Source organism: Acidianus ambivalens (genome assembly GCF_009729015.1).
Taxonomy (GTDB): domain Archaea; phylum Thermoproteota; class Thermoprotei_A; order Sulfolobales; family Sulfolobaceae; genus Acidianus; species Acidianus ambivalens.
Genome location: NZ_CP045482.1, coordinates 1032313 through 1054831, shown reverse-complemented (window position 1 = coordinate 1054831; position 22519 = coordinate 1032313). Strand labels below are relative to the sequence as shown.

Genomic DNA, 22519 nt, shown 5'->3' with positions numbered 1-22519 from the left:
GTTCGCCTTTAATCATTGTATTAATAACTATCTATTAGATATGTATTAGCTTAATTTAAATATATTTACTGCTGCATAGCTTGATGAAGTTCTTTAAGCCGGTAAAGTCTTTCAAAGATGTTAACGTGGCTATAGAGGTTTTTGCTGAATTATCTGCATCAAGATTATCTAAAATTATGGGTTTTCCTCTCTTAGACTTAAAAATTACGGAAAAAGAAGGTAAAATTGGATTATTAATGGATCATTTACCAGAGAAAGCTGATGAAAATGTTACAAATATCGATAAAATTAGATCCGCTTTGGCCTTTGAGGAGGTTATATTAAATATAGACCTTAAGGAAGAGCACGTACTATCTAAAGAGAAGATTGCATATATAATTGATCATGGGCACTCATTTAATGCTTGGAAGCCATTGTATTATATCCAGGAAATTATAGATAAAAAAGTATCAAGATTTAACCTTTGGTCTAATAGAGAAAAATTCATGGAAGGTGTGGAGATAATAAACTCAGTAGATGATAAAAATATCCTTGAGATACTTAGGGATACCGCAGAGGAAGTTTATCAATATAATTTTTGTAAGTTATTTGACAGAAAGGCTATGGAAGAAACTATTGACTTAAGCTTTAGAATCTTTAGATATAGAAAGAGAATTCTTCCTAGTCTCTTCTAGAACCACTTTATCTACATATCCTACATATCTATTTAGTAAAATCAATAAAATTAATATAACTGGAATTAATGTTCCAAATAAATATTTTATCCCTATTAGTTCTGCTACAAATCCGGATATCGTAGGAGTTATAATCCCTATAATCATCATTATGGCAAAGAAAATACTATTGGCGGCATTTCTTTCATAAGGTTTAAATGTTCTACTTATAGAAATCACTGAAAGTGGGTAAGTTAATCCGTGAGGAAAACCTAAGATAAGTAAAGCTATGCTAAATATTATTAAATTATTTGAGAATAAAATAGCTAATAATCCTATTGTTGTCATTGAAATTGCTGCTATTGCATGGAGTCTTACACTTTGTGGAGGTCTTATGGATAAGTATATTCTAGCTAAGAATGACGTGGTAAAGAATAATGAGAATAAAGCAGTAACTTCTGCAAAACTTACATGTAAATAATCTACAGCATATATTCCTCCAAACGTCAAAATTACTGAGAATGGTATATTATAAGTTAAAATATTTATTACTGCAGTCTTGAACCCTGGGTTATTAAATACGCTAACTCTTGCCGATTTACCATTTTCTTCTGGGAACTTTATAAAGAAAGATAATATAGCCGAAAGTATTGCAAATGGCTCGAAAAATAGGAAAACATACGGTATTGTGAAATGAGTTAAAACTGCTGTCTCAATTGCAGGTCCAGCTACAAGACTTGCACTTAACGCTAGTGTATAAATTGATAATAATCTTTCTCTAGCTTTTCTATCATCTAGTAACCCTGCGTAAGTAATTATATTTGGCATAATTGATCCTAACGATAACCCTGCAAGCAGGGACACTATCCATATTGTTAAGGAATTTGTAAAATAAAATAGCGGTAGGATTATTGCATATGCAACAGAAGAGATTATAAAGAACCTTCTCCTAGTATTAGACTGCAGTCTGGAGTTTATTACACCACTAGTTATGAATGTACCAAGAGATAATAGTGCAGATAAAATTCCTACTTCACTCTGCGTAAAATGAAAATAGTATTTTGAAAATAAAGGTAAAGTCGTTGCTATCATGTTATTTGAAGCTCTTATTGCAAAAGTCATTGAAACTATAACTGTTAACATTTGGATGAACATTAGCTTGCTTCTATCCATGAGATATAGGTAACTTTGTTACCTATTTAAATGTTTCATTATAAAGTTTATCTAAGAAAGAAATAAATTTGTTGGGTATCAAATTAACCTATGCAAGTAATAGCTGCACCCGGACCCGTATCATATCCCATAATAGCAGCTTCTACCAAAAATAAAGATATAAAAATAGTTTTTTCGAAAGAAGGTAAAGCAGATGTAATACTGGATTCTACAGTATCATTAGTCAAGAGAGGCTTGAGAATAAATTATGTAACTATAAAAGAATTGCTAAGCGTGTATCCTAATGTAGGGAAAAAGATAGGAGTATGGAGAAAAGGTAGTGCTGCTGACGTTTTGATAAGAGCTTTACTAGCTACAAAAGGGATAAATGCAGAGCTAGTGTATGTAGATGATATGAGAAAAATTTTGGAGATGTTTAAAAATAAGGAAATAGATGGTGCAGTAGTAGCTTCGGCTTTTGGAAAAGGGATAACATTTGAGGAATCTTTAGGGATTCCAGGAAATTGCGGCGCACATGTAATTTCTAATGAAGATGAATTTGTATCTGCGTATAATGAGGGAATCGACATGTTTAAGAGCGATCCAGAGGGATTTGCTAATGCAGTATCTAGCACGTTAAAGGTTGATAAGGAATTTGTTATAAATACCATGAAAAACTCAGTATTAAAAGTAGAAAAATTAAATGATGATAAGGATTTTGCAGAGTTGGTAAAGAAATTTATTAATTAACTATTGTCGGCAATCCATTTAAATCCGTATTTTTCATAAATTTGTTTAACTTCTGTTGAGGTAAGTAAATTAAATACTTCTTCTGCTTTTTCTGAAGCATTATCTAATAATGCAAATGCTAATTTTCCCTTCTTATTATGCTGTGGCACAGTATATTTGAATGTCCAATATATTGCTTCCGTTCTCCACATTATTCCTGCATCTATGTCTCCTAGCTTTAACATATGCGGTATTTCTCTATGATGAACTTTAGTTATGTAAACTCCACCGTAATTGATTAAGTCTTCATAATCCCCGCACTCTTCCTCGTACAATTCCTTAAATAATTGGCCTATTCCCTCAATGCTCGGATTAGGTATTGCCACTCTTCTTCCTTTTAAGTCACACAAATTATTTATTTCAGCTCCTCTGAAAACTATTACAATATCGTTTTCTGCATATTCTACTTTTTTCTTAATTTTTAACCCTTCAAGTAGTGAAGGAGGCAATGAAACTATTTCTGGAGTGAACGATATATATAAGTTTCCAACTTTCAGAGATTCTCCTTCAGCTCTTTTTCTAACCATTCCTGGAGGAATAGTTTCTAAATAAACTTTGTACCCTTTACTTTTAAGGAAGTCGAGTACATCTTTTGCAGCAAACCATTGGTTTCCTGCAAATGACATCTTTATCCCTGAAGTATCTCCCCAAATATCTTCTAGAACGTCAAATAACTGGAGTGTAAGATCCATAAATCATCTTTACGTGTGGTTACTTTAAATTCTTTAGTGAAATTTTTAGCAATAAAGTTTTTTTATTTCTCCGAACATGTGTTCGTATGATATATATTTTTGGTAATGGAATAGCAGGACTTTCCGCCGCGGTTTCTTTAACTAAATCGGGATATAAAGTAACAGTAATAACTAAGAAAATAACTGGAGGATCAACATATATAGCTAAAGGAGGGATTGCCGCAGCAGTAGGTAGTGACGACTCTCCAGAAATCCATGCTAAGGACACTTTAAGAGTAGGAGACGGATTATCTGATGAAAGGGCGGTAAATTATGTCACTTCTGAGGCTCCAAAAGCCGTTAAAACGTTAGAAGAATGGGGCTTTGAATTTGCAACGGATTTAAGATTAGAAGGAGGTCACTCTAGAAGGAGAGTTTTACACAAAACAGACGAAACTGGAAGAGATATATACGACTTCTTAATGAGGAAAGCTCATGAGTTAAATATTCCGATTATAGAAGATGAGTTATTAGCAATAAAAACAGAAAATAATGAAGTTAAAGGGTTTATAACAAGGAATAGGGGTGAAATTGGGGCTGATAAAATAGTTTTAGCAACAGGAGGTTACGCTTACCTTTGGAAATACACCTCAAACCAATCTACAAATACTGGAGATGGAATTGCAATAGCTTTTAGGTCTGGCGCGTTGGTTGCTGATATGGAATTCGTTCAATTTCATCCTACTGTAACTAATTTAGATGGTGAAACATTTCTCTTAACTGAGACTTTAAGAGGAGAAGGAGCAATTTTACTAAATGATAAAGGAGAGAGATTTGCATTTAAATATCATGAAAAGGGAGAACTGGCACCTAGAGACGTGTTATCCAGAGCAATATATACTGAGTATTTACAAGGAAGGAAAGTATTCATGGATCTAACTAAGATAGAAGACTTTGAGAATAAATTCCCGGTATTAAACGCCTATCTAAAAAGGCACGGAAAAGATAAGAATTTTAAAATTCCAGTATTTCCAGGAGCACATTTTGTTGATGGAGGAATAAGGGTTAATATTAGAGGAGAGAGCAACATTAAAGGCTTATATGCTATAGGGGAAGTTAGTGATACAGGTCTTCATGGAGCTAATAGATTAGCAAGTAATTCGTTAGCTGAAGGTTTAGTTTATGGAGTTAACCTTCCACTCTATATAGATAAGTGGGAGGGATTATATGTGGATGATGGAGAAATAGAAAATGTAAAACTACATGTAGGAAGCAATTTATCTATAGATGAAATTAGGGAAATAAATTGGGAAGATGTAGGAATAATAAGAAATGCTGAAAAATTAAACAAGGCGATTTCAATATACTCCTCAATAGATATAGAAAGTGCAAATGAGAAATCAAATTCCGCTTTAGTGTCGTATTTAACTGCACTTGCAGCTTACAAGAGAACTGAGAGTAGAGGCAACCATTATAGGGAAGATTATCCTTATAAAGATGATAAATGGAAGAAGAGAATATATTTTCAGCTCTCAAAATAAAATAATATTGACATGTGATGCTGCTGTAGTTTTATTACTTAATTGCGAAAACAAATTTTTATTGATAAAAAGATCTACCAACCCTAATGATCCTTGGAGCGGTAATATGGCATTACCTGGTGGGCATAGAGAAGGAAATGAAGACTGTGAGACAACAGCAAAAAGAGAATGCAAAGAAGAAACTGGAATTGAGCCAGAAATAATAGCTTTTCTCGGTTATTATTCGCCTCATAATGCTAACATTACTGTTGCAGCCTTTTTAGGTAGAACATGTTTTTCAAAGATTAAGAGGGACAAAAAGGAAGTTGCAAAGTATTTTTGGGTAAGTTTCTCAGAGCTAAAGAAAGGCGAGGAATGTTTTTATTACAAAAAGTATAGAATATGGGGGATGACTTATAGGATTATTAGAGATTATATGGAAAAATTCAGTCCGGCAACTGATACTTCATCCTTCCGTTCCGTCGGCCATTCATCACTTTAATAATAAATTCTCGTACTCCTTTACATAATTTACGCTCCTCTTAACGTCAGCGAAATAGTTATAGACTTCCTTAATATCCTCTGGTTTTATCACGTTTCTTCCGTTTCTATTTGCTATTAAATTAGCTGGCTCAAGTAGCTGTACGGCATATCTTAAACTTTCTTGGCTTCCTATTTTAGCTAATTCGTCCAGCGCTTGTGGGTCTAGTTCTATATTCAGTTCTTCTGCTCTAATAGATATTATTTCTCTTATTTCTTTTTCATTATAAGGCTTAGTTGGTATAATTAAGAGCCTATCGAGCAAGTCTAATGGAATTCCGTGAGGAGATTCTATATCTGTCCCTCTTATTTTTGTCATTCCTCTATTAGTAGCAAGTATGAGTATGGGTGATAATTCTGATTCGAGCGCTTTTGTTAAGAAGGAGAAAGCTTCTATGTCCAACATATGTGCATCATCTATGAAAAGCACTCCAGGAATTAGCTCTGCGTTTCCCTTATTTATCATGTCTTTTACTAGTCTATCTACTTCTTTCCTTATATCATCGCTTATTTCTCTTTCTGAGAATAATGAAAATATTGCAGTAAACGAAATTTGACGTGCTGCTAAATTTAGATCTAAGTCATGAAGCGTGAAAGTGCTGGTTAGCTCTTTTTCTTTTTTAACTGGCCCTGATGGGACTTCAACTCCTCCGCCTCCTATGTCATATTTTGCAACTTCCTTAGATCTTCCAGTCTTTACTACCTGTCCAGTTTCCGCATCTATCCATATTACGTCACCTTTTCTAACTCCAAGTCTTACTAGCTGTTCAGCTATAGATTCGCCAGCAGTTAATTTCATTTCGTCGTCTTTGGTTTTTAAGGTAATTTCAGCTTCTCTTGGCACTTGAACGTATGGATTTAACCTACTTTTGGCTACTTTTATCCTAAGTTCTTTTACTTCCCCTTCATAGACAAGTCTCTTTTCTCTTACTCTTACACCTATGGATTTCCTTATAGCTTGCATTAGTACTTCAGTCTTTTTTAATTCTGTAGAATAAAGCTCTGAAGCATTTATTGCAGTAAAGGGAGTATCTTCTCCTAACTCTTTCGCTATTGCCACTGCTAGTGCGGTTTTTCCAGTTCCAGAAGGTCCTACTAAAAGAATTCCTTTTCCAGCCATCTTACCTTGTTTTACTAATTGCACAACTAAACCTGCGGCTTCTCTAGCTTCCTCTTGACCAACCATTCCATCAGCTTTAAATATGGCTTTTCCGTGTTCATCCAATCCTAAGCCGGTTATGTGACTATGAATGCTAGCTTTCTCTATTTCTGGAACCTTTTTAATCTCTTTAATCTCTACCATAAGTCAAAATTTATCTAATAACCTTTTGAAATTAACTAACATAGTACTAAGTAAAAATAATAGTTACTACGTGTTAGAAAAATGTATAGATGATGAAGACTTTTGGGTCGGATTTATGAAGACGTGGCGGCTAACTGATTTTAACTTGTGTAAAGTATTCTAATACACCATGAGACCAATTCACCTAGCAGTTGGCAAGTTTAACATTGATATTATAGTAAAGCTTAATGCTTTTCCACTAGTCGATAGTAAGGTAAATACTGACGTCATGGAAATCATGCCTGGCGGCTCGGCAACAAATTACTCAGTAGCAGTAAATAGATTAGGGCATAGCGCAAAATTATTAGCAAAAATAGGTAAAAGCCCTTTAGTTTCAGCTTTACTTACTCCTTTAGCCGAAGAAGGAGTAGGATTGGATTTTCTCATTGAATGCGAGAAGAAACCTAATATGGCGTTAATACTTTTAAGAGATGATGGATCCATCTCAATAGTAAGAAGAACTGACCCCTCACTATTACCTAGTTTAGATGACGTAAGAAAATATTCTGGAATGTTTGACGTAATACACTACGCCTCCATCTCTCATGATGTTATATATAAAGATCCGTCAGCTAAGATCGTAAGTTATGACCCGGGCCCTTATGCCTCGGAATACGAAGGCGAGGAAGTTGATATTCTCTATGTTAATGAAAAAGAATATGAAAGTTTAAGGACTAAAGCTAACGCAAAAATCGTTGTAATTAAGAAAGGCAAAGAAGGAGCAGAATTAATAGGTAGTGAAGAATGCAAAGTAGAGGCTTTGAAAGTAAATGTAGTCGACACTACTGGTGCCGGTGACGTGTTTGATGCCGCTTTTAATGTCTCTTATATTAATACTGGATCGATAGAAGATTCTTTACGATTTGCTTCTGTCGCGGCAGGGCTAAAAGTTACTAAGCTTGGAGGAGTAAGCTCTCCAAAGCTAGAGGAAGTGATAAAAATGTTAAAAGATGTTAATATTAATGTTAAGTGTAGATGATTGTACTTTTCGTTGATTTTGATTACTTCTTTGCTCAAGTTGAAGAAGTACTTAATCCAGAGCTTAAAGGTAAGCCGGTTGCTGTTTGTGTATTTTCTGGTAGGTTTAAAGATAGTGGTGCGATAGCTACATCTAATTATGAGGCAAGGAAACTGGGAATAAAATCTGGTATGCCAATTCCTAAGGCGAAAGAAATCGCTCCTAACGCAATATATTTACCTATCAGGAAGGATTTATATAAGCAAGTATCTGATAGAATAATGTACGGAATACTCTCTAAATATTCAAGTAAAATTGAAATTGCAAGCATAGATGAGGCTTACCTTGATATTACTGATAAAGTGAAAGATTATTATGAGGCTTACCAACTAGGTAAAAAAATAAAGGATGAAATTTATCAGAAAGAAAAAATTACAGTTACTATAGGAATTGCTCCAAATAAGGTTTTTGCCAAGATAATAGCTGAAATGAACAAGCCTAACGGTTTAGGAATTTTAAAACCAGAAGAAGTTGAAGGATTTATAAGATCATTACCTATAGATGAAGTGCCAGGAGTAGGGGATTCTATTTATTCTAAGCTAAGGGAAATGGGAATCAAATATTTATATGACGTTCTAAAAGTAGATTTTGAAAAATTAAAAAATGAAATAGGGAAATCTAAAGCAAGTTATCTATATTCTTTAGCAAATAATACCTATGCTGAGCCTGTAAAAGAAAAGGTAAGGAAACATATTGGGAGATATGTTACAATGAAAAAGAATTCTAGAGATATCAAAGAGATACTTCCCTACTTAAAGAAGGCAATAGATGAAGCCTATTCTAAGGCTAACGGAGGTATACCTAAGACCTTAGCAGTTGTTGCAATAATGGAAGACCTTGATATTGTAAGTAGGGAAAAGACTTTCAACTTTGGTATAAGTAAGGACAAGGCGTATTTAGAGGCAGAAAAACTCTTGGAAGAAATCATAAAATCTGATAAAAGAAGATTAAGAAGAGTGGGCGTAAGATTGGGTAAGATATACAAATCGACTACACTAGACAACTTCTTCAATAACGTCTAGCTTTATTACCCCTTTTAGCTTTGAAGGATCTATCTCACCGTACCTTTTAATATAATTTTCATATCCCCTTATTCCTCTATCTTGGGTTTCAGGGGAGCTCTTAACTTTAATATTTATAAAAAGCGGAATTCTATTCGTAACCATCTTTCTGTCAATCTTAATTACTTTAGATACTGCGTCCATGTCGTCTCTGACGCCTTCTGCAATCACTATTCCCTTATCTCCTTCGACGACTTTAATTGAATTAATTTCACCGTATTTATCCATTATTAACACAAACCTTGCAACTCTTCCACCTTCTATATCTTCAAAAAAATTTAGACCAAGGACGTATTTTCCATTGCATGCTATTGGTATGACGTAAAGTTCTTCGTGTCCTATAACGTTAAGTATCGATTTTATTTTAACCTTCATATAATTAGAAATTATGATTGAGATAGATGGGTCTTTCGGTGAAGGCGGAGGAGAAATATTGAGAACTTCACTAACGTTATCTGCACTTACTGGTAAACCTTTTAGAATATACAATATAAGAGCTAAGAGGAAAAATCCTGGCTTGCAAAGACAACATTTATCTGCAGTAAAACTTGTAAAAGAGCTATGTAACGCAGAAAGTAAAGGAGACTATTTAGGCTCTCAAGAACTAGTTTTTATTCCTCACGAGATAAAGAATGAAGGAGACTTTACATTAGATGTAACAACTGCTGGAAGTGTTACTCTAATAGCTGTGTCAGTAATTCCGCTTATTATTAATAGAAATATAAAAATACGTTTAATAGGAGGAACAGACGTTCCGAAAAGTCCTACAATAGATTATATGAGATTAGTTTACTTAGAAATTCTAAAGAAAATAGGCATACAAGGCGAGATTAAATTAATAAAAAGGGGTCATTATCCTAGAGGAGGAGGAATAATAGAGCTTAGTAATTTCAAGGGAAAAGGAGAAGAATTTGAAATAGTCGAAATGGGGAAAATTGAAGAAATTAAGGGTATATCTCACGTGTCATCTCTGCCTTCTCATATAGCCGAGAGGCAAGCAAAGTCAGCAGAAGAGTTTATAAAAAAGTTTCTTAGTGTAAACGTTAATATCTCTTTGGATATTAGACAAGGAGAAAGTGAAGGCACTGGAATTACTTTAGCAGCATACGGTAAAAGCGTGATGGGTTCCGATTCTTTAGGAGAGAAAGGAAAAAGAGCTGAAAAAGTAGGAGAAGAAGCTGCAAGTAAGTTAATAGAGGATTTAAAGACAAATGCCGGAGTTGATAGGCATATGTCAGATATGCTTATGCTTTATGCTTCGCTCTATAAAGGTAAATTCGCTGGAGCAATGCTAACTATGCATGCTAGAACTAATGCTGAAATTATAAGAAAGTTCATACAGGATAGGAAAATAGAGGTTATAGAGGGTAAGCCTTTCACTTTCAAGGTATTATGACTGCTCTTCCTATTATTCTTCCGCTCATTAAATCGTCTATTGCTTGATTTATTTCTTCTAATTTATAAGGGACAGCCAACGTTTTTATTTTTCCTTCATTATATAATTTTACTACATTTATCATGTCTTCCTTACTTCCATATAAAATTCCTCTTATTCTTAATCCCCTAAGAACAAGGAGTTGCTCCCATATTTCCATTCTTCCTCCAAATTCCCCTACTATTCTCAATTCCCCCATTCTATCTAGAGCCCAGACAATGTCCCTTAAAGTCTCATCACTTCCTATATAATCAATTATGTAATCAAATTTTTCTCTCCCTATTCTAGCTGAAAAATCTTCAGAATAAGATTGTTTTACTTGAATTATTCTATCTGCACCTAGTTCTAATGCCTTATTTAATTTTATTGGATTTCTTCCAACTATTGTTACTTTAATTCCTCTTGATTTCAAAATTTGTAGAGCTATTAAGCTTACTGCTCCAGTTCCTATTAATGCTACGTTGCTGTCTTCCTCAATTCCTTTTACAGAATTATATGCAGTAACTCCAGCATCCGCAAGAGGTGCAACTTTAATTGGATTTTCGTTATTATCGATTTTAATTAAATTATCTTCTGAAGGTACTTTGACATATTCTGCAAATCCTCCATCTTCCTGAACTCCTAAAATTTTCACTTTTTCACAAAATTGAGGGTATCCCCTTTTACAGTATTTGCAAGTACCACAACCAAATGCATTGTAGACAAGTACTTTATCACCTTTCTTAAAATGCTCAGTATCTTCAGTTATTTCGCCTACAATCTCATGACCTAAAATTCTGGGAGGATTAACCGGTATATCGTCTTTCCATTCGCCGAAAATTATGTGTAAATCTCCATGACATAAGCCTGTTGCTAATACTTTTAAAAGAACCTCTTTACCTTTAACTTCAGGTTTTTTGATCTCTTCTATACTTAAAGGTCTACCTATTTGTGTAAATATTGCTGCTCTCATTACCAACCTGCCTTTAGATATGCCTTAACTTCCCAATCTGTTATGTAATTATTATAACTCTCTATTTCCCTATTTTTAAGTTCGATATAGGATGAAATAAGCTCTGCTCCAATTGAATATTTAATATAATTATCATTGTTAAGCTTGCGTAATGCGTCTTCTAAATTACTAGGTAAAGATCCTAATTCTACGTTAGGTTCAACGTCTAATTTTCTTTCTATTCCATCTAATCCTGCATATATGATAGCAGATAATAAGAGGTAAGAGTTTGCTAGAGGATCTGCTAATCTAAATTCTACTGACTTTGAATCTCTAAAATTGCTTGGCATCCTAATTATGAAATGCCTTTCCGTTCCTAAGCCTAGTAAACTTGGGGTCACCGTTTCTCTAAATCTTTTATAAGAATTTATCGTTGGCGAAGCAAAGGCCATTATGCTTCCTATATGCTCTATTATTCCTGCTAAGAAATTATACGCTATTTCACTTAGCCCTAAACCCTTGGGGTCATTTATGTTACTCATTATATCTTTTCCATCGTTTGATGTAAGTTTAATATATACATCCATACTACTGCTTGGATAATTTGAGAAAGGCTTAGGCATAAATGTAGAGAACAATTTGTATATTCTCGCAGAATCTCTTATTACTTCTCTTGCAGTAACTAGTGAGTCTGCTGCAGATAAAGCGTCTTTTTCAGCAAATCTTATTTCATATTGTGCAGGACCATAGTGTTTATTTATTGTTTCAACTTGAACTCCTACACTTTCTAAGTATTTGATAACGTCTCTCAGAAAAGATTGTTCTTCCATTAATCCTTCTGGGGAAAAAGCTTTAGCTTCATCTGCAGGCGAAATACCGTTTCCATTTTCCTTTACTAAATAAAAAGTCGGTTCGAATGAAACTTGAATTGAAAGTCCTTTTTCTTCCAATTTATCTATTGCTCTCTTTAATAATCCTCTGCTGCAAAACGGTGAGGGAGTCAAATCTGGTAAAGTAATATATGAAAGAACTCTCGCTGTTCTCTCTAAATAAGGCAAAATAATAAAGGTTGACGGATCTGGTATTGCTAGAACGTCTCCGTAACGAGATTTTATCGGTGAATCTGCATAATCTAACATAAGTAAGCTTTCTGGATACGGTAAGCCGGAGTCTTTTAATATTAAATTTTCAAACTCAGCTCTTCTTAAAGATCTTCCTCTAACATTACCTAAAAGGTCAATGAATTCTACTCTTACATAATCAACTCTTCCCGATTTTAAAATTTCAAGCAGCTCGTCCTTAATCAAATCCTATCGACTGAAAAAAGGATTTGTAAAATATAAATATTAAAGTAAAGCGTACATTATTTTCCCTGCATACATTACGGCATTTTGATATTCTGTAAAAAAGCCTCTATGTTTTAATTCTCCTCTAAAATAAACTTCAATGGAATACATGTAATCCATTTCTTTAACTTTCCTTCTATGAAATTTTATTATATAATTTCCTATCTCTATTTTTTTCTTTTGAGATGCTATATAACCTAATCTCATTATTTCTAAATCAATCATTAAAAAATAAGTTATATTTAGACTATTTTAAGCTTTGATGTCCAATATAACGTGATATCTAAAAGGCTTTACACTTCTTACTATTCTACCGAAAAAGGCTTTAGGGTAAAGTTTCATGGCTTCTTTAACTGGATCTTCTTTAGATTCTATTTCTACAAATAGGTGAATTATTCCTCCAGGTTTAATTTTTTGTAATGCAATTTCGTAAGCTTCTTTTGCCTTCTCTGGTAATGGAGATATAATTCTATCGGCGTTCTCTAGGTAATATATTTTCTTAAAAGAATCGCCGTATATCGGTATTACATTATAAGTTTTGTTTAAATCAATATTTGCCATCATGTAATAATATGCATAAGGATTTATATCTATAGAATAAACTAATTTAGGCTTACCTAGTTTGGCAGATAGAATAGAAAAAGGTCCGTACCCTGCAAACATGTTTATTATTATTTCTCCCTTTTTTACTTCTTTCGCAATTCTTAGGTGCTCAAATGAGAGTTTAGAAGAGAAAAATACTTTAGTAAAATCTAGATAATACTTGCACCCATGTTCTTTATAAATAGTCTCGCTTCTCTTTTCTCCTAGTATGTGATAGTACGTAGGTAATCTAAAGTCTCCTTTAGTATCTCTATATCTTCCCCACACAGATTTTATGTACGGATGTTTGCTCATAATTTCCTTTGCATAATCCTTCAAGTCTTCAGGTTTTTTGCCAAATGGAATTCCGATTATTGCTATATCTCCTACAATCTCAATTCTTTTCCATTTTTCCAATTTCTTCTACCTTTCTATTTGCCTCCTCAATATCTTTAGTTCCAACGTTTAATGGAACTCCTCCATCTAATACTGCTTCTCCATTAATTATAACGGTCTCTAATGAGTATGAAGAATAAATCAAACTTTCATATGGTGCTTCTTTGTCTATAGGATATGAAGGAGGTTCATTAACTTCAAAGATAAGAATATCAGTAGTATTTCCTACTGATATTCCTCCGCCAATTTTTAATTGGGAATACCCCCAGTCTGTTACTGCTTTAAAAGCTTCTTCTGCTGTTAAGAGCAAGCGTGATGTAGCAATACCCATCTCATTCCTAATATCAAATTTAGGCGTTAAATCAATTGATATAGAAGGCTTATAAGCACCTAGAGTAAATTTGCAAACTTCTAAACTCGGAGTAAATGCCAAATTTAGATTATTCTTCCTTATTTTTTCTAGATCCTTTCTACTTCCGCCCCCTAGCGCTATTGTGTAAGGTGAGATGTTATTAATTCTTTCTAGATTAACATTTCTATCAACTAATATAGGTAATTTGTATTCATTGGAAATCGCCATTGCTTCTTCGGCCTCGTCTTCATCGCAGAGTTTCAATACTATTCCGCTCTCATCTTTAGATATCCATTTACTGTATAAGCTCTCAAAGTTCTTTTTCCAGTCCCCTTTTATCCAGTTGCAACCTATTTCTGCAGAAACTATTGGCCTTAATCCCACAGTCTTTACAGCTCTAGCTGCTTGTTCTACAAATGGCTCAGTTACTACAACTGTTGTTATTCCGGACCTTAGTAAGTGATATGCTCCTAAGAGTGAAAAATAGTAAGCGTCTTTGCTAGTCATCGTAGAGATTAAATCGTTTGGGTTAGTCTTTCCAGAGAATATTCTATATCTAAACGGGTATAGTTGTATAAAACTTTGTGTTGTCACAAACCCTGGAGAAACGAGTCTATCAAAGCCTCCTACTATCAGTTCTGCATCGTCATATTCCTCTAGTTCTCTCTTTGATATAGCCTCTATTTTACCGTCATTTACGCCTATGTATGCGTTAGGAACTGGTGAAGAATCTTTTAGAAAAGCTATTCCAGCTTTTATTAGGATCTTCAACTCATGTAAATTATCAGTTAAATATAATTTATAACTGTCTATTATTCGGAGATAAAATGGCGATCATAGAAGACATTGAGGAAGAGATAAGTCAAAATTACAAGATAAACTCTGGCGTGAAATTAGATGAGGCATATGTTACTGGAGCAGGAGACTCGTTTGCTGCTTCCTTAGTTGTAGAAGGTAAGACTAAAGGAAGATTTAGGGCCATCGATCCTTACGATGCTTTATCCATGAATATAGATAAACCATTGGTCATAGTTTCAATTTCTGGTAAACCTAAGTCTAATATAAATCTTGCAAGGAAATTTAAAGGTAAAACTAAAATTTATGCAATAACAGCAAATCCAGAATCGGAATTGGCCAAACTAGCTGATGAAGTAATTTACTTACCTTATAGGCCTAAACGTATTTTGCCTGGAACTCTTTCTTTTATGATGTCTTTAAGTGCATTATACGATATTGCTAACGTGGAAGAAGATAAAGGGTGTGGAAAAGAAATTACAATTGAAGATAGGGCATTCTTTGTCGGTAAAGGAGAGAATTATGGTATTGCGTATTTTGCATACTTAAAACTTGCCGAAATATTCGGTTGGAGTTCAAATTTTGAAAGATTAGAGCAATTCTTTCATTCCCCTATATTTTCGTCAAGGTCAAGGCAAGTAATTATCTTTTCTTCTGGCGATGAAAGAGAAAAGGAGGCTAGGAAGTTAATGAATGTTAATCTAACGGAATGCGGAGGTGCGTTTTGTAATTTACGAACATTCTTAAAGTCGTTAATATTTACAATGAGAATCAAAAATTGGAATAAAATATACTTCCTTGAAGACAAGGAAATATTAAATATCAGTTCTGCAATGATATATTAGAATGAAAGAGTTAGATTTAACTAAACAATCTGGGGGTTGCGGAGCAAATACTCCTTCTGTGTCATTAATGAAGTTTTGGCTAGAAACTGGAGGCAATCAAGAAGTCAAAATAATTGCACTGCAAGGAGTTCAAGCAGATCAAGTTGAAATGTGGGCTATGGCGATGCAAGAGAAAGGAGTTAAAATACTAAATAAAGAATTCAGTGAAGATAAGGTTATATATACTGTTTACTTACCATAACTTATGGATAAATTAGATTTAGCAAAATATCTTGCTATCATTTTTGCAGGCATCTCTGGAATTATTTATGTTATTGGAGATCCTTTAGATAAATTACTCTCGTATCAAGGTCCAGTATTTTCCGGTGCATTATTAGGATGGTACGTAATAAATAAATATACTCCTAAAGATAAATTTGTAGAATTTGAAGACTCTCTAGTTCCAGTAACTTCAATTTTAATAAGGAATAAATCATGGATAGGTTTCACAATATCTGCATTTTTAATAGCTTTTTGGCTAACTCCTTTTATATTCAAGATCGCACAAGAATTTCCAGAATTATATTTTGCTGCATTTATTTCAGATTTTGTTGGAGGTTTCATAGCAGGTTATCTAATTCCTTCGTTGAAATTTATGGAGAAAGTAATAATTTATAGTTTAGGTTTTGCAGCAGACATATTTTATGTGATGCTTCTATATATTTATTCAGTCATATATAATATCTCGCAGAATAATCTCTTAGATCATGTATTGGGTTTCGTTTATATTGTAAAATTTTCTGAAGGAATTTTATTCGCTGTATACATTATTAAAAAGGTAAACGCTATTTAGTTCCTTATCTCAATTTTTTAAAATGATAGGTAAAGTTTATTTAGTTGGTGCCGGTCCTGGAGATCCTGACTTAATAACTGTTAAAGGTTTGAAGATACTTAAACAAGCAGATGTTGTAATATATGATAGGCTAGTCTCTAAAGAGCTCTTAAAAGAATGTAAACCTAATTCAGAATTAATTTACCTAGGTAAAGGTTTAGGGGAGGCTGAACTACAAGATAAAATAAATTCTACCTTAGTTGAGAAGGCAAAAGAAGGTAAGATAGTAGTAAGGTTGAAAGGAGGAGATCCATATGTATTTGGTCGAGGAGAGGAGGAATGCATGTTTGTGATGGAGCAAGGTATTCCATGTGAGGTTATACCAGGGATTAGTAGTGCTATAGGCGTTCCTGCCTATGCTGGAATTCCAGTAACTAGCAGATGGTATTCTTCAGGATTTACAGTGATTACTGGGACTAGAGCGGGCGATAAAATTATTGACTTAGATTATATTCCAAAAAAAGGAACTATAGTAATATTAATGGGAATAAATAAAATCGACGAGTTACAAGAAAGCCTAGAAAAAGTGAGAAGTTTAGAGTGTCCAGTGGCTATAATACAAAATGGAACTCTTCCTTCACAGAGGGTAGTTATAACTTCCTTAAGTAAGTTGAAAGAAACAGTAAGGAAAGAGAATATTTCTTCCCCAGCAATCATAATAGTAGGAGAAGTGGTAAAATTAAGAAATAAATTGTGGAAGCTCTCATGATTTAATTATGAAAGACCCTGTATGCGGAGAGGAGGTTAAAAATACTAGTTATAAATATGTTTACAAAGGTATAACATATTACTTCTGTAGCCCAATGTGTATGGCAGAGTTTAAAAAGAATCCTGAAAAGTTCGTAAAGAATAAGTAAAAGATAAATAATAACTCGGAGAAAAAAAGATATGTATCCTCAAAAAATAGGCTACGTGATTCCTGATAATCTAAATGAGGCAATAGACTTTCTAAAGACTCATGACGATGCAAAAGTCCTTGCTGGCGGACATAGCCTAATTCCAATGTTAAAACTTAGGATAATTAGACCTTCCTATCTAGTTGATATAACTAAACTTAAAGAGCTTCATTATCTAAATAAAGAAGAAAAGGAATACAAATTAGGAGCAACAATTACCCATTATGAGATATCAAAGGCGCAAATTCCTTTGTTAAGCGAAGTAGCATCTAAAATTGGAGATCCTCAAGTTAGAAATATGGGAACAATTGGTGGCAGTATTTCCCATTTGGATCCATCAGCGGATTATCCAGCAGCTCTTTTAGTTTTAGATGCTAAAGTAAAGATAAAAGGACCTTCTGGAGAAAGATTAGATGAATTCTCTTCATTTGATAAAGACATGTTTACTCCAGATTTATCTCAAGGAGAAATAGTTACTGAAATATCCATCCCCGTCTTTCCAGGGTATAAATACTCTTATCAGAAATTAGAAAGAAAAGCTGGAGATTTTGCCATAGTAGGTGTTGCGGTTCTAATAAAGACAAATGGTGATGAAGTAGAAGATTTTAGGGTAGGTGTAACCGGAGTCAATAATAAAGCTTACAGATCCCAAATAGCTGAGGACATGATTAAGGGTAAGAAAATTAATGATGAAATAATTGATAAAGTTGCTCAAGAAGTAGCTAATGAGTCCAACCCTACATCAGATATTAGAGGAAGTGCAGAATATAAAAGGAAAGCCACCAAAGTTATGACAAAAAGGGCAATTTTAGATGCTTTAAAAAGGTGATTAGAATGAAAGTAATAGAAAAAGATGAGAAAGTAAAAATTCACCTTAAAATTAATGGAAAAGATTATGAGACTGAAGTCGAGCCAAGGAAATTGTTAGTTCATGTTCTCAGAGATTTAGGATTTACCAGCGTTCATGTTGGTTGTGATACAAGCAATTGCGGGGCGTGCACTGTTGTAATGAATGGAAAGTCAGTAAAATCGTGTACAGTTTTGGCTGTACAAGCTGATGGTAGTGAAATTCTTACTGTTGAAGGATTATCAAAAGACGGTAAATTGCATCCAATTCAAGAAGCCTTCTGGGATAAACATGCTCTTCAGTGCGGTTACTGTACTCCAGGAATGATAATGCAGAGTTACTGGCTACTTTCCGAGAATCCCTCTCCTTCGGAAGACGAAATTAGAGAGGGCTTGGCTGGGAATTTATGTAGATGTACTGGATATCAAAATATCATAGAGGCAGTTAAGGAGGCCTCTCAAAAGTTAAAAGGTCATTAACTGTATCTATATCTATAATAACCCCGTAGTCACATTCGACAAAGCATAAGTTTTCCGTACTTTTTAAGATTTTTTTAGCACCTTCATCTCCAGTTATTGTCATTACTTTATCGAAAATTTTTCTACTTAACAATACTGGATTTCCCCAATTTCCCTTGTAAGTAGGAATTACAGCGTTACAGTCTGGATTGAATGCGTTTATTATTTTATGTATATCTTCTCTCTTTACAAAAGGCATATCTCCTAAAACTATGAGCACTCCATCATAATTTTGAAAGAATCTGAGTCCTAGTTTTATACTGCTTGATATTCCTTCCTTCCATTTAGGATTATATATTACTATCTCATTTTTTAAATATGGGAGTAGCTCTTCTGCATATTTTCCTACAACAATAACTCTTTCTATGTCAACATTTTCCAAGACATTCTCTATGATACTTTTTCCGTTGATTTTCTCAAGTAATTTATTTTTACCGAATCTCTTGCTTTCTCCAGCAGCTAGAATCACTGCACCAATTTTCATTAAAGATATTAACTTATTAGCAGTAAAGTAGTTTATGCGTTATCAAGGAAGTATTGAAGTTAATGCTAAAAAGGAAGTTATTTTAAATTTTCTAGGAAATATAGAATTAGTGGCTTCTTGTTTCCCTGGAATTAAAGATATAAAGAAAGATGGAGACGTGTATATTGTAAAAGGTACTGCTGGAATAGGATTTATAAAAGGAGATTATACGGCAAAGGTAAAAATGCAGAGAACCAACGACGGATTTAAGCTGGAAGCTCAAGGGAATGGAATGAATAGCAATGTTAATATAAATGCCAATATCGTGGTTGAAGAAGGAAGAATTAATTATACAGCAGATGTGAACGTAAGCGGAATATTGGCTTCTGCAGGGGCTAGGCTAATGGAACCAGCATTAAATAAGATATTGAATCAACTTTTTGATTGCATAAGGAAAAAGGTAGAGGTATCATGAGTAACGTAGCTGGTGAAGAAAAAATAATTAACAAAGAGAGAGCTATACGATTTCTTAGTAATTACGAGAATCTTTTAAAGTGCACTCCTGGAATAAGTAAGATAAACAATAAAGAATTTTCTGCATCGGTGAAAGTAGGCCCACTTAATGTTGAAGTTCAAGGGACTATAGTTGAACATAAAGTTGAGAATAACAAGGTCTTTGATAAAATAGAAGTCAAAGGCCCTGGAATAATAGTCACTATAAGTACTGTGGTTACAATAGAAGATCATAAATTATCTTGGGAAGCCGAATATGAACTATCTGGAAGTCTTGCAAAAGCTTTAGAGAATACAATAACAAAACAAGCTAAAGAATTAACAAAGCAAATAATTTCTTGTTCAGTCTCAGCTATTAATTCCAGTAACAATTCCTAATCCTCTTGTTCTACCTTCTCTAAATATGAAAATTTGACCTTTTTCAATATATTCTGGTCTGTAAAGGAATTTCAGCTCAACTTCGGATGATTCGCCAGTTCTCAATAACCCTCTAGCTATTTTTTCGAATTTTACCGCTTGTCTTATTGTGTATAAGTGTAAAGTTGCTACATAACCTTCTTTTATTGTAGTAGGATGATGTAGCACTATGACTTTTGCTGTAAAACTTTGTGTAGCTTTTGGCTTATTATTTTCAGCTAATATCATACCCTTCCTTAAGACTTCCCTATTTACGCCTTGTATGGCAAAAGTTGCTATGCTACCTTGATTAGCTTCATCTACGAATACCCTATTGATTTGAATGCTCTTTACTTTAGCTTGTAAGAATTCTCCGCCGTCTACTGGTCCAATATATACTGTATCGTTGGGATGAACTTTTCCCCTTACTACTGAGCCTAGAACTACTGGTCCTACCCCAGATACGTTATATATCTCATCAATATAAACTAATGTATCGTTAGATTGTGTTATTATTTTTCTTGGCGGTAACAAGTAAAGGAACCTTGTGAGCAATCCTATTCCTTCTCCGCTTACATTTGAAACTTTAAATATAGGAACAACTCTTCCAGTTTTTACACCTATTATTGCATTTAGTAAGTCATCATCGTCATTAACTTCCATTACGAACCTATTTATACCCGGAATCCTAAGCACATTCCTTATATCGTTTATTATTTGGTTTACTCTCTCTTTAGGGAATTTATCTATTTTAGTTATTACAATAAATACAGGGTATTTAAGCACAGAAGCAACTGCTAGGTGTTCTTTGCCCATTATGCTTAATCCATCATCACTGCCAACAACCAGCATTACGTAATCTGTTTCGTAACCCATTAGTCCTTTTAATGTAGTTCTTAAGTACCTTTCGTGACCGCCAAGATCTATCAGTCTTACTATTTTAGAACTTTTAATAGTAACTTCTGCCTCATCTAAAGGATCTCTACAGCTGTGATTTATGATGTTTCCTTCATCATCAAAACCTAAGATCCTTAAAGTTATTGATGAAGTTCTTCCGCTTATAACTTCATGAAGGTATCTGGCTATCATTGCACGTAATGCTCCATTACCGTCATCAAGCTTCCCTAGAATTAGAGTTCCTGTTATAGTACTTTTTCCAGCATTTACGTGACCCATTACTGCAACATTAACTTGAATAGGCAAATCGCTTTTATGTAATCTTATTAGTAATTCTGCAACATATTTATCTTTTCTTATTTCTACAATTCTCTTATGTACTATCTTAGAGTTTATCATTTTAGCTATTTTTTCTAGCACATCTATTGTATGCTCTAAGTCTTCTTTATTTAATCCTATTACATCTCCATCATCACTTACTCCTATAACATAAATAGCTTCTCCGCCACCTTCTTCAATTCTATATTTCATTTGCGTGGCTAATTCTTGCAGTCGCTCTTCTGATACATCTGATAGAATAAGTTTATATTCTATTTTTCCTATATCATTTTCTCGTGGAAGCTTCATTTCGCACTTTACTCAGTATAATATATGTAAATACTACCAAATAAGCTTTGGTTGAGAATATGGAACCTAAGTTAATATTCGAAGCAAAACTTAAGTGTCCGGTTTGCGGGAACGAAACACTGATTGCTAGAGATTATCTTTATGACGCAGGAGAAGTTGGCAAGTTAGTTTTATCAAATTGGGAATGCACTAGTTGCAATTATAAATTTAGGGACGTTAAGCCTTATGAAACTAGGGAACCTAAGACTTTGGAATTTGTGGTAGAAAAAGAAGAAGATTTAAACGTAATGGTTTATAGATCGCCTTTTGCCATAGTTAAAATTCCAGAGTTAGGAATAGAAATTTATCCTTCAGATGCGTCACAAGGAATTTTATCTACTGTTGAGGGAATATTAGAAGACTTCTTAGAGAACCTAGGATCTTTATGCCAAGAAAACGACTGTCATGACGTCTATGAGGCAAAAGAAGGTAAAAGAAAGTTTACCTTAATTATAGAAGATTCTTCTGGACTAAGCTTTATAAAGAGTGAAAAAGTGAAAGTTACTCGATCTTTATCTCTTTCCCAGACTCAACCTTAGCTTTCTTAAATACGATTTCTAAGACTCCGTTCTTATAGGTGGCCTTTGCAGAATTTTCGTCTACCTCCGTGGGTAATTCTATTTCTTTATAGTACTTCTTATCTCCTTCTTGTGCTGACAATATCAAAGTTTTGCCATTAAGTCTTACCTTGATATTGTTCTTATCCACTCCTGGAACTTCTGCTACTACTCTAATTTCATCGCCTTTTTCTATAACATCAACTAAAGGTTCTCTTTCTTCACTTAATATTGGTTTAGTTCCTAGTCTCTTTACATTACCGAATTCTTCTATTATCGGCTTTCCATCTGGTCCTATTGTCATACTAAATCCATAAACGTAAGGACCGAAAGTCTTTACTTCTCCCTTACCAGCTGCTTTAAAGAACTCCTTCTCTAATTCTTCAAATTCCTCTTCCATCTGCCTTATCATTTCGTCAAAATAATCAAATATATCGCCTTTTTTCTTTGAGGGCATTTTTGATCCA

29 protein-coding genes are annotated in these 22519 nt (G+C 33.9%); 17 read left to right on the top strand and 12 right to left on the bottom strand.

The genetic code is table 11. From position 1 onward, the window contains the following. Nucleotides 1–83: 83 nt before the first annotated feature. Complete coding sequence (locus D1866_RS06225) at nt 84–674, top strand: hypothetical protein (RefSeq protein WP_152941942.1); 591 nt, start codon at nt 84–86, stop codon at nt 672–674. Here the strand turns inward: D1866_RS06225 and D1866_RS06220 are convergent. Continuing rightward, entirely contained in the window at nt 621–1826 is a 1206-nt protein-coding gene (locus D1866_RS06220; protein ID WP_231136430.1) for an MFS transporter, read from the bottom strand. The two genes, D1866_RS06225 and D1866_RS06220, sit on opposite strands and share 54 nt — an antisense overlap. 90 nt (nt 1827–1916) lie before the next feature. Here D1866_RS06220 and D1866_RS06215 point away from each other — a divergent pair, with 90 nt between their 5' ends. Next, on the top strand, nt 1917–2555 hold the full coding sequence (locus tag D1866_RS06215; RefSeq protein ID WP_152941944.1) for a DUF3834 domain-containing protein: 639 nt from the start codon (nt 1917–1919) through the stop codon (nt 2553–2555). Here the strand turns inward: D1866_RS06215 and D1866_RS06210 are convergent. Beyond that, complete coding sequence (locus D1866_RS06210; RefSeq protein ID WP_152941946.1) at nt 2552–3286, bottom strand: molybdate ABC transporter substrate-binding protein; 735 nt, start codon at nt 3284–3286, stop codon at nt 2552–2554. The genes D1866_RS06215 and D1866_RS06210 overlap by 4 nt on opposite strands. An 86-nt stretch (nt 3287–3372) precedes the next feature. Between D1866_RS06210 and nadB the strand changes: the two genes are divergently transcribed. Together nadB and D1866_RS06200 are read left to right on the top strand one after the other, a co-directional pair. Next, complete coding sequence (nadB, locus tag D1866_RS06205; protein ID WP_152941948.1) at nt 3373–4806, top strand: L-aspartate oxidase; 1434 nt, start codon at nt 3373–3375, stop codon at nt 4804–4806. Continuing rightward, a complete protein-coding gene (locus tag D1866_RS06200; RefSeq protein WP_152941950.1) occupies nt 4763–5287 on the top strand; it encodes an NUDIX hydrolase in 525 nt (174 codons plus the stop codon). The genes nadB and D1866_RS06200 overlap by 44 nt, the downstream gene beginning before the upstream one ends. Here the strand turns inward: D1866_RS06200 and D1866_RS06195 are convergent. Beyond that, nucleotides 5279–6628, bottom strand: coding sequence for a RuvB-like helicase (locus D1866_RS06195; RefSeq protein WP_152941952.1), 1350 nt, complete (start codon nt 6626–6628; stop codon nt 5279–5281). The two genes, D1866_RS06200 and D1866_RS06195, sit on opposite strands and share 9 nt — an antisense overlap. Nucleotides 6629–6797: 169 nt before the next feature. Between D1866_RS06195 and D1866_RS06190 the strand changes: the two genes are divergently transcribed. Together D1866_RS06190 and D1866_RS06185 are read left to right on the top strand one after the other, a co-directional pair. Further along, nucleotides 6798–7646, top strand: coding sequence for a carbohydrate kinase family protein (locus D1866_RS06190; protein ID WP_152941954.1), 849 nt, complete (start codon nt 6798–6800; stop codon nt 7644–7646). After that, a complete protein-coding gene (locus tag D1866_RS06185) occupies nt 7643–8707 on the top strand; it encodes a Y-family DNA polymerase (RefSeq protein WP_152941964.1) in 1065 nt (354 codons plus the stop codon). Before D1866_RS06190 ends, D1866_RS06185 begins: the two co-directional genes overlap by 4 nt. On the opposite strand, the gene D1866_RS06180 is transcribed toward D1866_RS06185, so the two are convergent. Then, a complete protein-coding gene (locus D1866_RS06180) occupies nt 8681–9121 on the bottom strand; it encodes a hypothetical protein (RefSeq protein ID WP_152941966.1) in 441 nt (146 codons plus the stop codon). The two genes, D1866_RS06185 and D1866_RS06180, sit on opposite strands and share 27 nt — an antisense overlap. Before the next feature lie 13 nt (nt 9122–9134). On the opposite strand from D1866_RS06180, the gene rtcA reads away from it, so the two are divergent. Next, complete coding sequence (gene rtcA, locus D1866_RS06175) at nt 9135–10142, top strand: RNA 3'-terminal phosphate cyclase (RefSeq protein WP_152941968.1); 1008 nt, start codon at nt 9135–9137, stop codon at nt 10140–10142. Here rtcA and D1866_RS06170 read toward each other — a convergent pair. From D1866_RS06170 to D1866_RS06150, 5 genes are read right to left on the bottom strand one after another with little or no spacing between them, the layout of a single operon-like run. Continuing rightward, nucleotides 10129–11133: an alcohol dehydrogenase catalytic domain-containing protein gene (locus tag D1866_RS06170; protein WP_152941970.1), complete on the bottom strand. Its 1005-nt coding sequence runs from the start codon at nt 11131–11133 to the stop codon at nt 10129–10131. The two genes, rtcA and D1866_RS06170, sit on opposite strands and share 14 nt — an antisense overlap. After that, on the bottom strand, nt 11133–12419 hold the full coding sequence (locus D1866_RS06165) for a glutamine synthetase family protein (RefSeq protein ID WP_152941972.1): 1287 nt from the start codon (nt 12417–12419) through the stop codon (nt 11133–11135). The genes D1866_RS06170 and D1866_RS06165 overlap by 1 nt, the downstream gene beginning before the upstream one ends. 39 nt (nt 12420–12458) lie before the next feature. After that, on the bottom strand, nt 12459–12683 hold the full coding sequence (locus D1866_RS06160; protein WP_152941974.1) for a hypothetical protein: 225 nt from the start codon (nt 12681–12683) through the stop codon (nt 12459–12461). A 27-nt stretch (nt 12684–12710) separates the two neighbouring features. Beyond that, nucleotides 12711–13457, bottom strand: a complete 747-nt coding sequence (gene taw21 / locus D1866_RS06155) for a tRNA 4-demethylwyosine(37)-methyltransferase Taw21 (RefSeq protein WP_152941977.1) — start codon at nt 13455–13457, stop codon at nt 12711–12713. After that, nucleotides 13435–14559 carry an amidohydrolase family protein gene (locus D1866_RS06150; RefSeq protein ID WP_013777017.1) on the bottom strand — a complete coding sequence of 375 codons (1125 nt, stop codon included), beginning with the start codon at nt 14557–14559 and terminating at the stop codon, nt 13435–13437. Before D1866_RS06150 ends, taw21 begins: the two co-directional genes overlap by 23 nt. A gap of 56 nt (nt 14560–14615) precedes the next feature. Between D1866_RS06150 and D1866_RS06145 the strand changes: the two genes are divergently transcribed. The 7 genes from D1866_RS06145 to cutC are packed head-to-tail and all read left to right on the top strand — an operon-like array spanning nt 14616 to nt 18521. Beyond that, on the top strand, nt 14616–15428 hold the full coding sequence (locus tag D1866_RS06145; protein WP_152941979.1) for an SIS domain-containing protein: 813 nt from the start codon (nt 14616–14618) through the stop codon (nt 15426–15428). A gap of 1 nt (nt 15429) precedes the next feature. Continuing rightward, complete coding sequence (locus D1866_RS06140; protein ID WP_013777015.1) at nt 15430–15669, top strand: hypothetical protein; 240 nt, start codon at nt 15430–15432, stop codon at nt 15667–15669. A 3-nt stretch (nt 15670–15672) separates the two neighbouring features. Continuing rightward, a complete protein-coding gene (locus D1866_RS06135; protein ID WP_152941981.1) occupies nt 15673–16260 on the top strand; it encodes a DUF1404 family protein in 588 nt (195 codons plus the stop codon). Nucleotides 16261–16282: 22 nt separating this feature from the next. Beyond that, entirely contained in the window at nt 16283–17008 is a 726-nt protein-coding gene (gene cobA / locus D1866_RS06130; RefSeq protein ID WP_152941983.1) for a uroporphyrinogen-III C-methyltransferase, read from the top strand. A 7-nt stretch (nt 17009–17015) separates the two neighbouring features. Beyond that, nucleotides 17016–17156 carry a YHS domain-containing protein gene (locus tag D1866_RS06125; RefSeq protein WP_152941985.1) on the top strand — a complete coding sequence of 47 codons (141 nt, stop codon included), beginning with the start codon at nt 17016–17018 and terminating at the stop codon, nt 17154–17156. Nucleotides 17157–17187: 31 nt separating this feature from the next. Continuing rightward, on the top strand, nt 17188–18024 hold the full coding sequence (gene cutB, locus D1866_RS06120) for a glyceraldehyde dehydrogenase subunit beta (RefSeq protein ID WP_152941987.1): 837 nt from the start codon (nt 17188–17190) through the stop codon (nt 18022–18024). A gap of 5 nt (nt 18025–18029) precedes the next feature. Continuing rightward, complete coding sequence (gene cutC, locus D1866_RS06115) at nt 18030–18521, top strand: glyceraldehyde dehydrogenase subunit gamma (RefSeq protein ID WP_152941989.1); 492 nt, start codon at nt 18030–18032, stop codon at nt 18519–18521. Here cutC and D1866_RS06110 read toward each other — a convergent pair. Further along, the gene (locus D1866_RS06110; protein ID WP_152941991.1) at nt 18487–19044 is read right to left on the bottom strand and encodes a nucleotidyltransferase family protein; all 558 of its coding nucleotides are present in this window, start codon (nt 19042–19044) and stop codon (nt 18487–18489) included. The genes cutC and D1866_RS06110 overlap by 35 nt on opposite strands. Before the next feature lie 34 nt (nt 19045–19078). Here D1866_RS06110 and D1866_RS06105 point away from each other — a divergent pair, with 34 nt between their 5' ends. Together D1866_RS06105 and D1866_RS06100 are read left to right on the top strand one after the other, a co-directional pair. Next, a complete protein-coding gene (locus D1866_RS06105) occupies nt 19079–19498 on the top strand; it encodes an SRPBCC domain-containing protein (RefSeq protein ID WP_013777008.1) in 420 nt (139 codons plus the stop codon). Further along, entirely contained in the window at nt 19495–19914 is a 420-nt protein-coding gene (locus D1866_RS06100) for an SRPBCC domain-containing protein (RefSeq protein WP_152941993.1), read from the top strand. The genes D1866_RS06105 and D1866_RS06100 overlap by 4 nt, the downstream gene beginning before the upstream one ends. Here the strand turns inward: D1866_RS06100 and D1866_RS06095 are convergent. Next, nucleotides 19885–21456, bottom strand: coding sequence for a GTPBP1 family GTP-binding protein (locus tag D1866_RS06095; RefSeq protein ID WP_152941994.1), 1572 nt, complete (start codon nt 21454–21456; stop codon nt 19885–19887). The two genes, D1866_RS06100 and D1866_RS06095, sit on opposite strands and share 30 nt — an antisense overlap. A 59-nt stretch (nt 21457–21515) precedes the next feature. Here D1866_RS06095 and D1866_RS06090 point away from each other — a divergent pair, with 59 nt between their 5' ends. Then, nucleotides 21516–22034, top strand: a complete 519-nt coding sequence (locus tag D1866_RS06090; protein ID WP_152941996.1) for a ZPR1 zinc finger domain-containing protein — start codon at nt 21516–21518, stop codon at nt 22032–22034. Here the strand turns inward: D1866_RS06090 and hsp20 are convergent. Next, complete coding sequence (hsp20, locus tag D1866_RS06085) at nt 21997–22509, bottom strand: archaeal heat shock protein Hsp20 (RefSeq protein WP_152941998.1); 513 nt, start codon at nt 22507–22509, stop codon at nt 21997–21999. The two genes, D1866_RS06090 and hsp20, sit on opposite strands and share 38 nt — an antisense overlap. Between the last annotated feature and the right edge of the window lie 10 nt (nt 22510–22519).

Bases quoted from the DNA above. Each gene is read 5' to 3' on its own strand.
- D1866_RS06225 (WP_152941942.1), top strand. From the start codon at position 84: ATGAAGTTCTTTAAGCCGGTAAAGTCTTTCAAAGATGTTAACGTGGCT.
- D1866_RS06220 (WP_231136430.1), bottom strand. From the start codon at position 1,826: ATGGATAGAAGCAAGCTAATGTTCATCCAAATGTTAACAGTTATAGTT.
- D1866_RS06215 (WP_152941944.1), top strand. From the start codon at position 1,917: ATGCAAGTAATAGCTGCACCCGGACCCGTATCATATCCCATAATAGCA.
- D1866_RS06210 (WP_152941946.1), bottom strand. From the start codon at position 3,286: ATGGATCTTACACTCCAGTTATTTGACGTTCTAGAAGATATTTGGGGA.
- nadB (WP_152941948.1), top strand. From the start codon at position 3,373: ATGATATATATTTTTGGTAATGGAATAGCAGGACTTTCCGCCGCGGTT.
- D1866_RS06200 (WP_152941950.1), top strand. From the start codon at position 4,763: ATGATAAATGGAAGAAGAGAATATATTTTCAGCTCTCAAAATAAAATA.
- D1866_RS06195 (WP_152941952.1), bottom strand. From the start codon at position 6,628: ATGGTAGAGATTAAAGAGATTAAAAAGGTTCCAGAAATAGAGAAAGCT.
- D1866_RS06190 (WP_152941954.1), top strand. From the start codon at position 6,798: ATGAGACCAATTCACCTAGCAGTTGGCAAGTTTAACATTGATATTATA.
- D1866_RS06185 (WP_152941964.1), top strand. From the start codon at position 7,643: ATGATTGTACTTTTCGTTGATTTTGATTACTTCTTTGCTCAAGTTGAA.
- D1866_RS06180 (WP_152941966.1), bottom strand. From the start codon at position 9,121: ATGAAGGTTAAAATAAAATCGATACTTAACGTTATAGGACACGAAGAA.
- rtcA (WP_152941968.1), top strand. From the start codon at position 9,135: ATGATTGAGATAGATGGGTCTTTCGGTGAAGGCGGAGGAGAAATATTG.
- D1866_RS06170 (WP_152941970.1), bottom strand. From the start codon at position 11,133: ATGAGAGCAGCAATATTTACACAAATAGGTAGACCTTTAAGTATAGAA.
- D1866_RS06160 (WP_152941974.1), bottom strand. From the start codon at position 12,683: ATGATTGATTTAGAAATAATGAGATTAGGTTATATAGCATCTCAAAAG.
- D1866_RS06145 (WP_152941979.1), top strand. From the start codon at position 14,616: ATGGCGATCATAGAAGACATTGAGGAAGAGATAAGTCAAAATTACAAG.
- D1866_RS06140 (WP_013777015.1), top strand. From the start codon at position 15,430: ATGAAAGAGTTAGATTTAACTAAACAATCTGGGGGTTGCGGAGCAAAT.
- D1866_RS06135 (WP_152941981.1), top strand. From the start codon at position 15,673: ATGGATAAATTAGATTTAGCAAAATATCTTGCTATCATTTTTGCAGGC.
- cobA (WP_152941983.1), top strand. From the start codon at position 16,283: ATGATAGGTAAAGTTTATTTAGTTGGTGCCGGTCCTGGAGATCCTGAC.
- D1866_RS06125 (WP_152941985.1), top strand. From the start codon at position 17,016: ATGAAAGACCCTGTATGCGGAGAGGAGGTTAAAAATACTAGTTATAAA.
- cutB (WP_152941987.1), top strand. From the start codon at position 17,188: ATGTATCCTCAAAAAATAGGCTACGTGATTCCTGATAATCTAAATGAG.
- cutC (WP_152941989.1), top strand. From the start codon at position 18,030: ATGAAAGTAATAGAAAAAGATGAGAAAGTAAAAATTCACCTTAAAATT.
- D1866_RS06110 (WP_152941991.1), bottom strand. From the start codon at position 19,044: ATGAAAATTGGTGCAGTGATTCTAGCTGCTGGAGAAAGCAAGAGATTC.
- D1866_RS06105 (WP_013777008.1), top strand. From the start codon at position 19,079: ATGCGTTATCAAGGAAGTATTGAAGTTAATGCTAAAAAGGAAGTTATT.
- D1866_RS06100 (WP_152941993.1), top strand. From the start codon at position 19,495: ATGAGTAACGTAGCTGGTGAAGAAAAAATAATTAACAAAGAGAGAGCT.
- D1866_RS06095 (WP_152941994.1), bottom strand. From the start codon at position 21,456: ATGAAGCTTCCACGAGAAAATGATATAGGAAAAATAGAATATAAACTT.
- D1866_RS06090 (WP_152941996.1), top strand. From the start codon at position 21,516: ATGGAACCTAAGTTAATATTCGAAGCAAAACTTAAGTGTCCGGTTTGC.
- hsp20 (WP_152941998.1), bottom strand. From the start codon at position 22,509: ATGCCCTCAAAGAAAAAAGGCGATATATTTGATTATTTTGACGAAATG.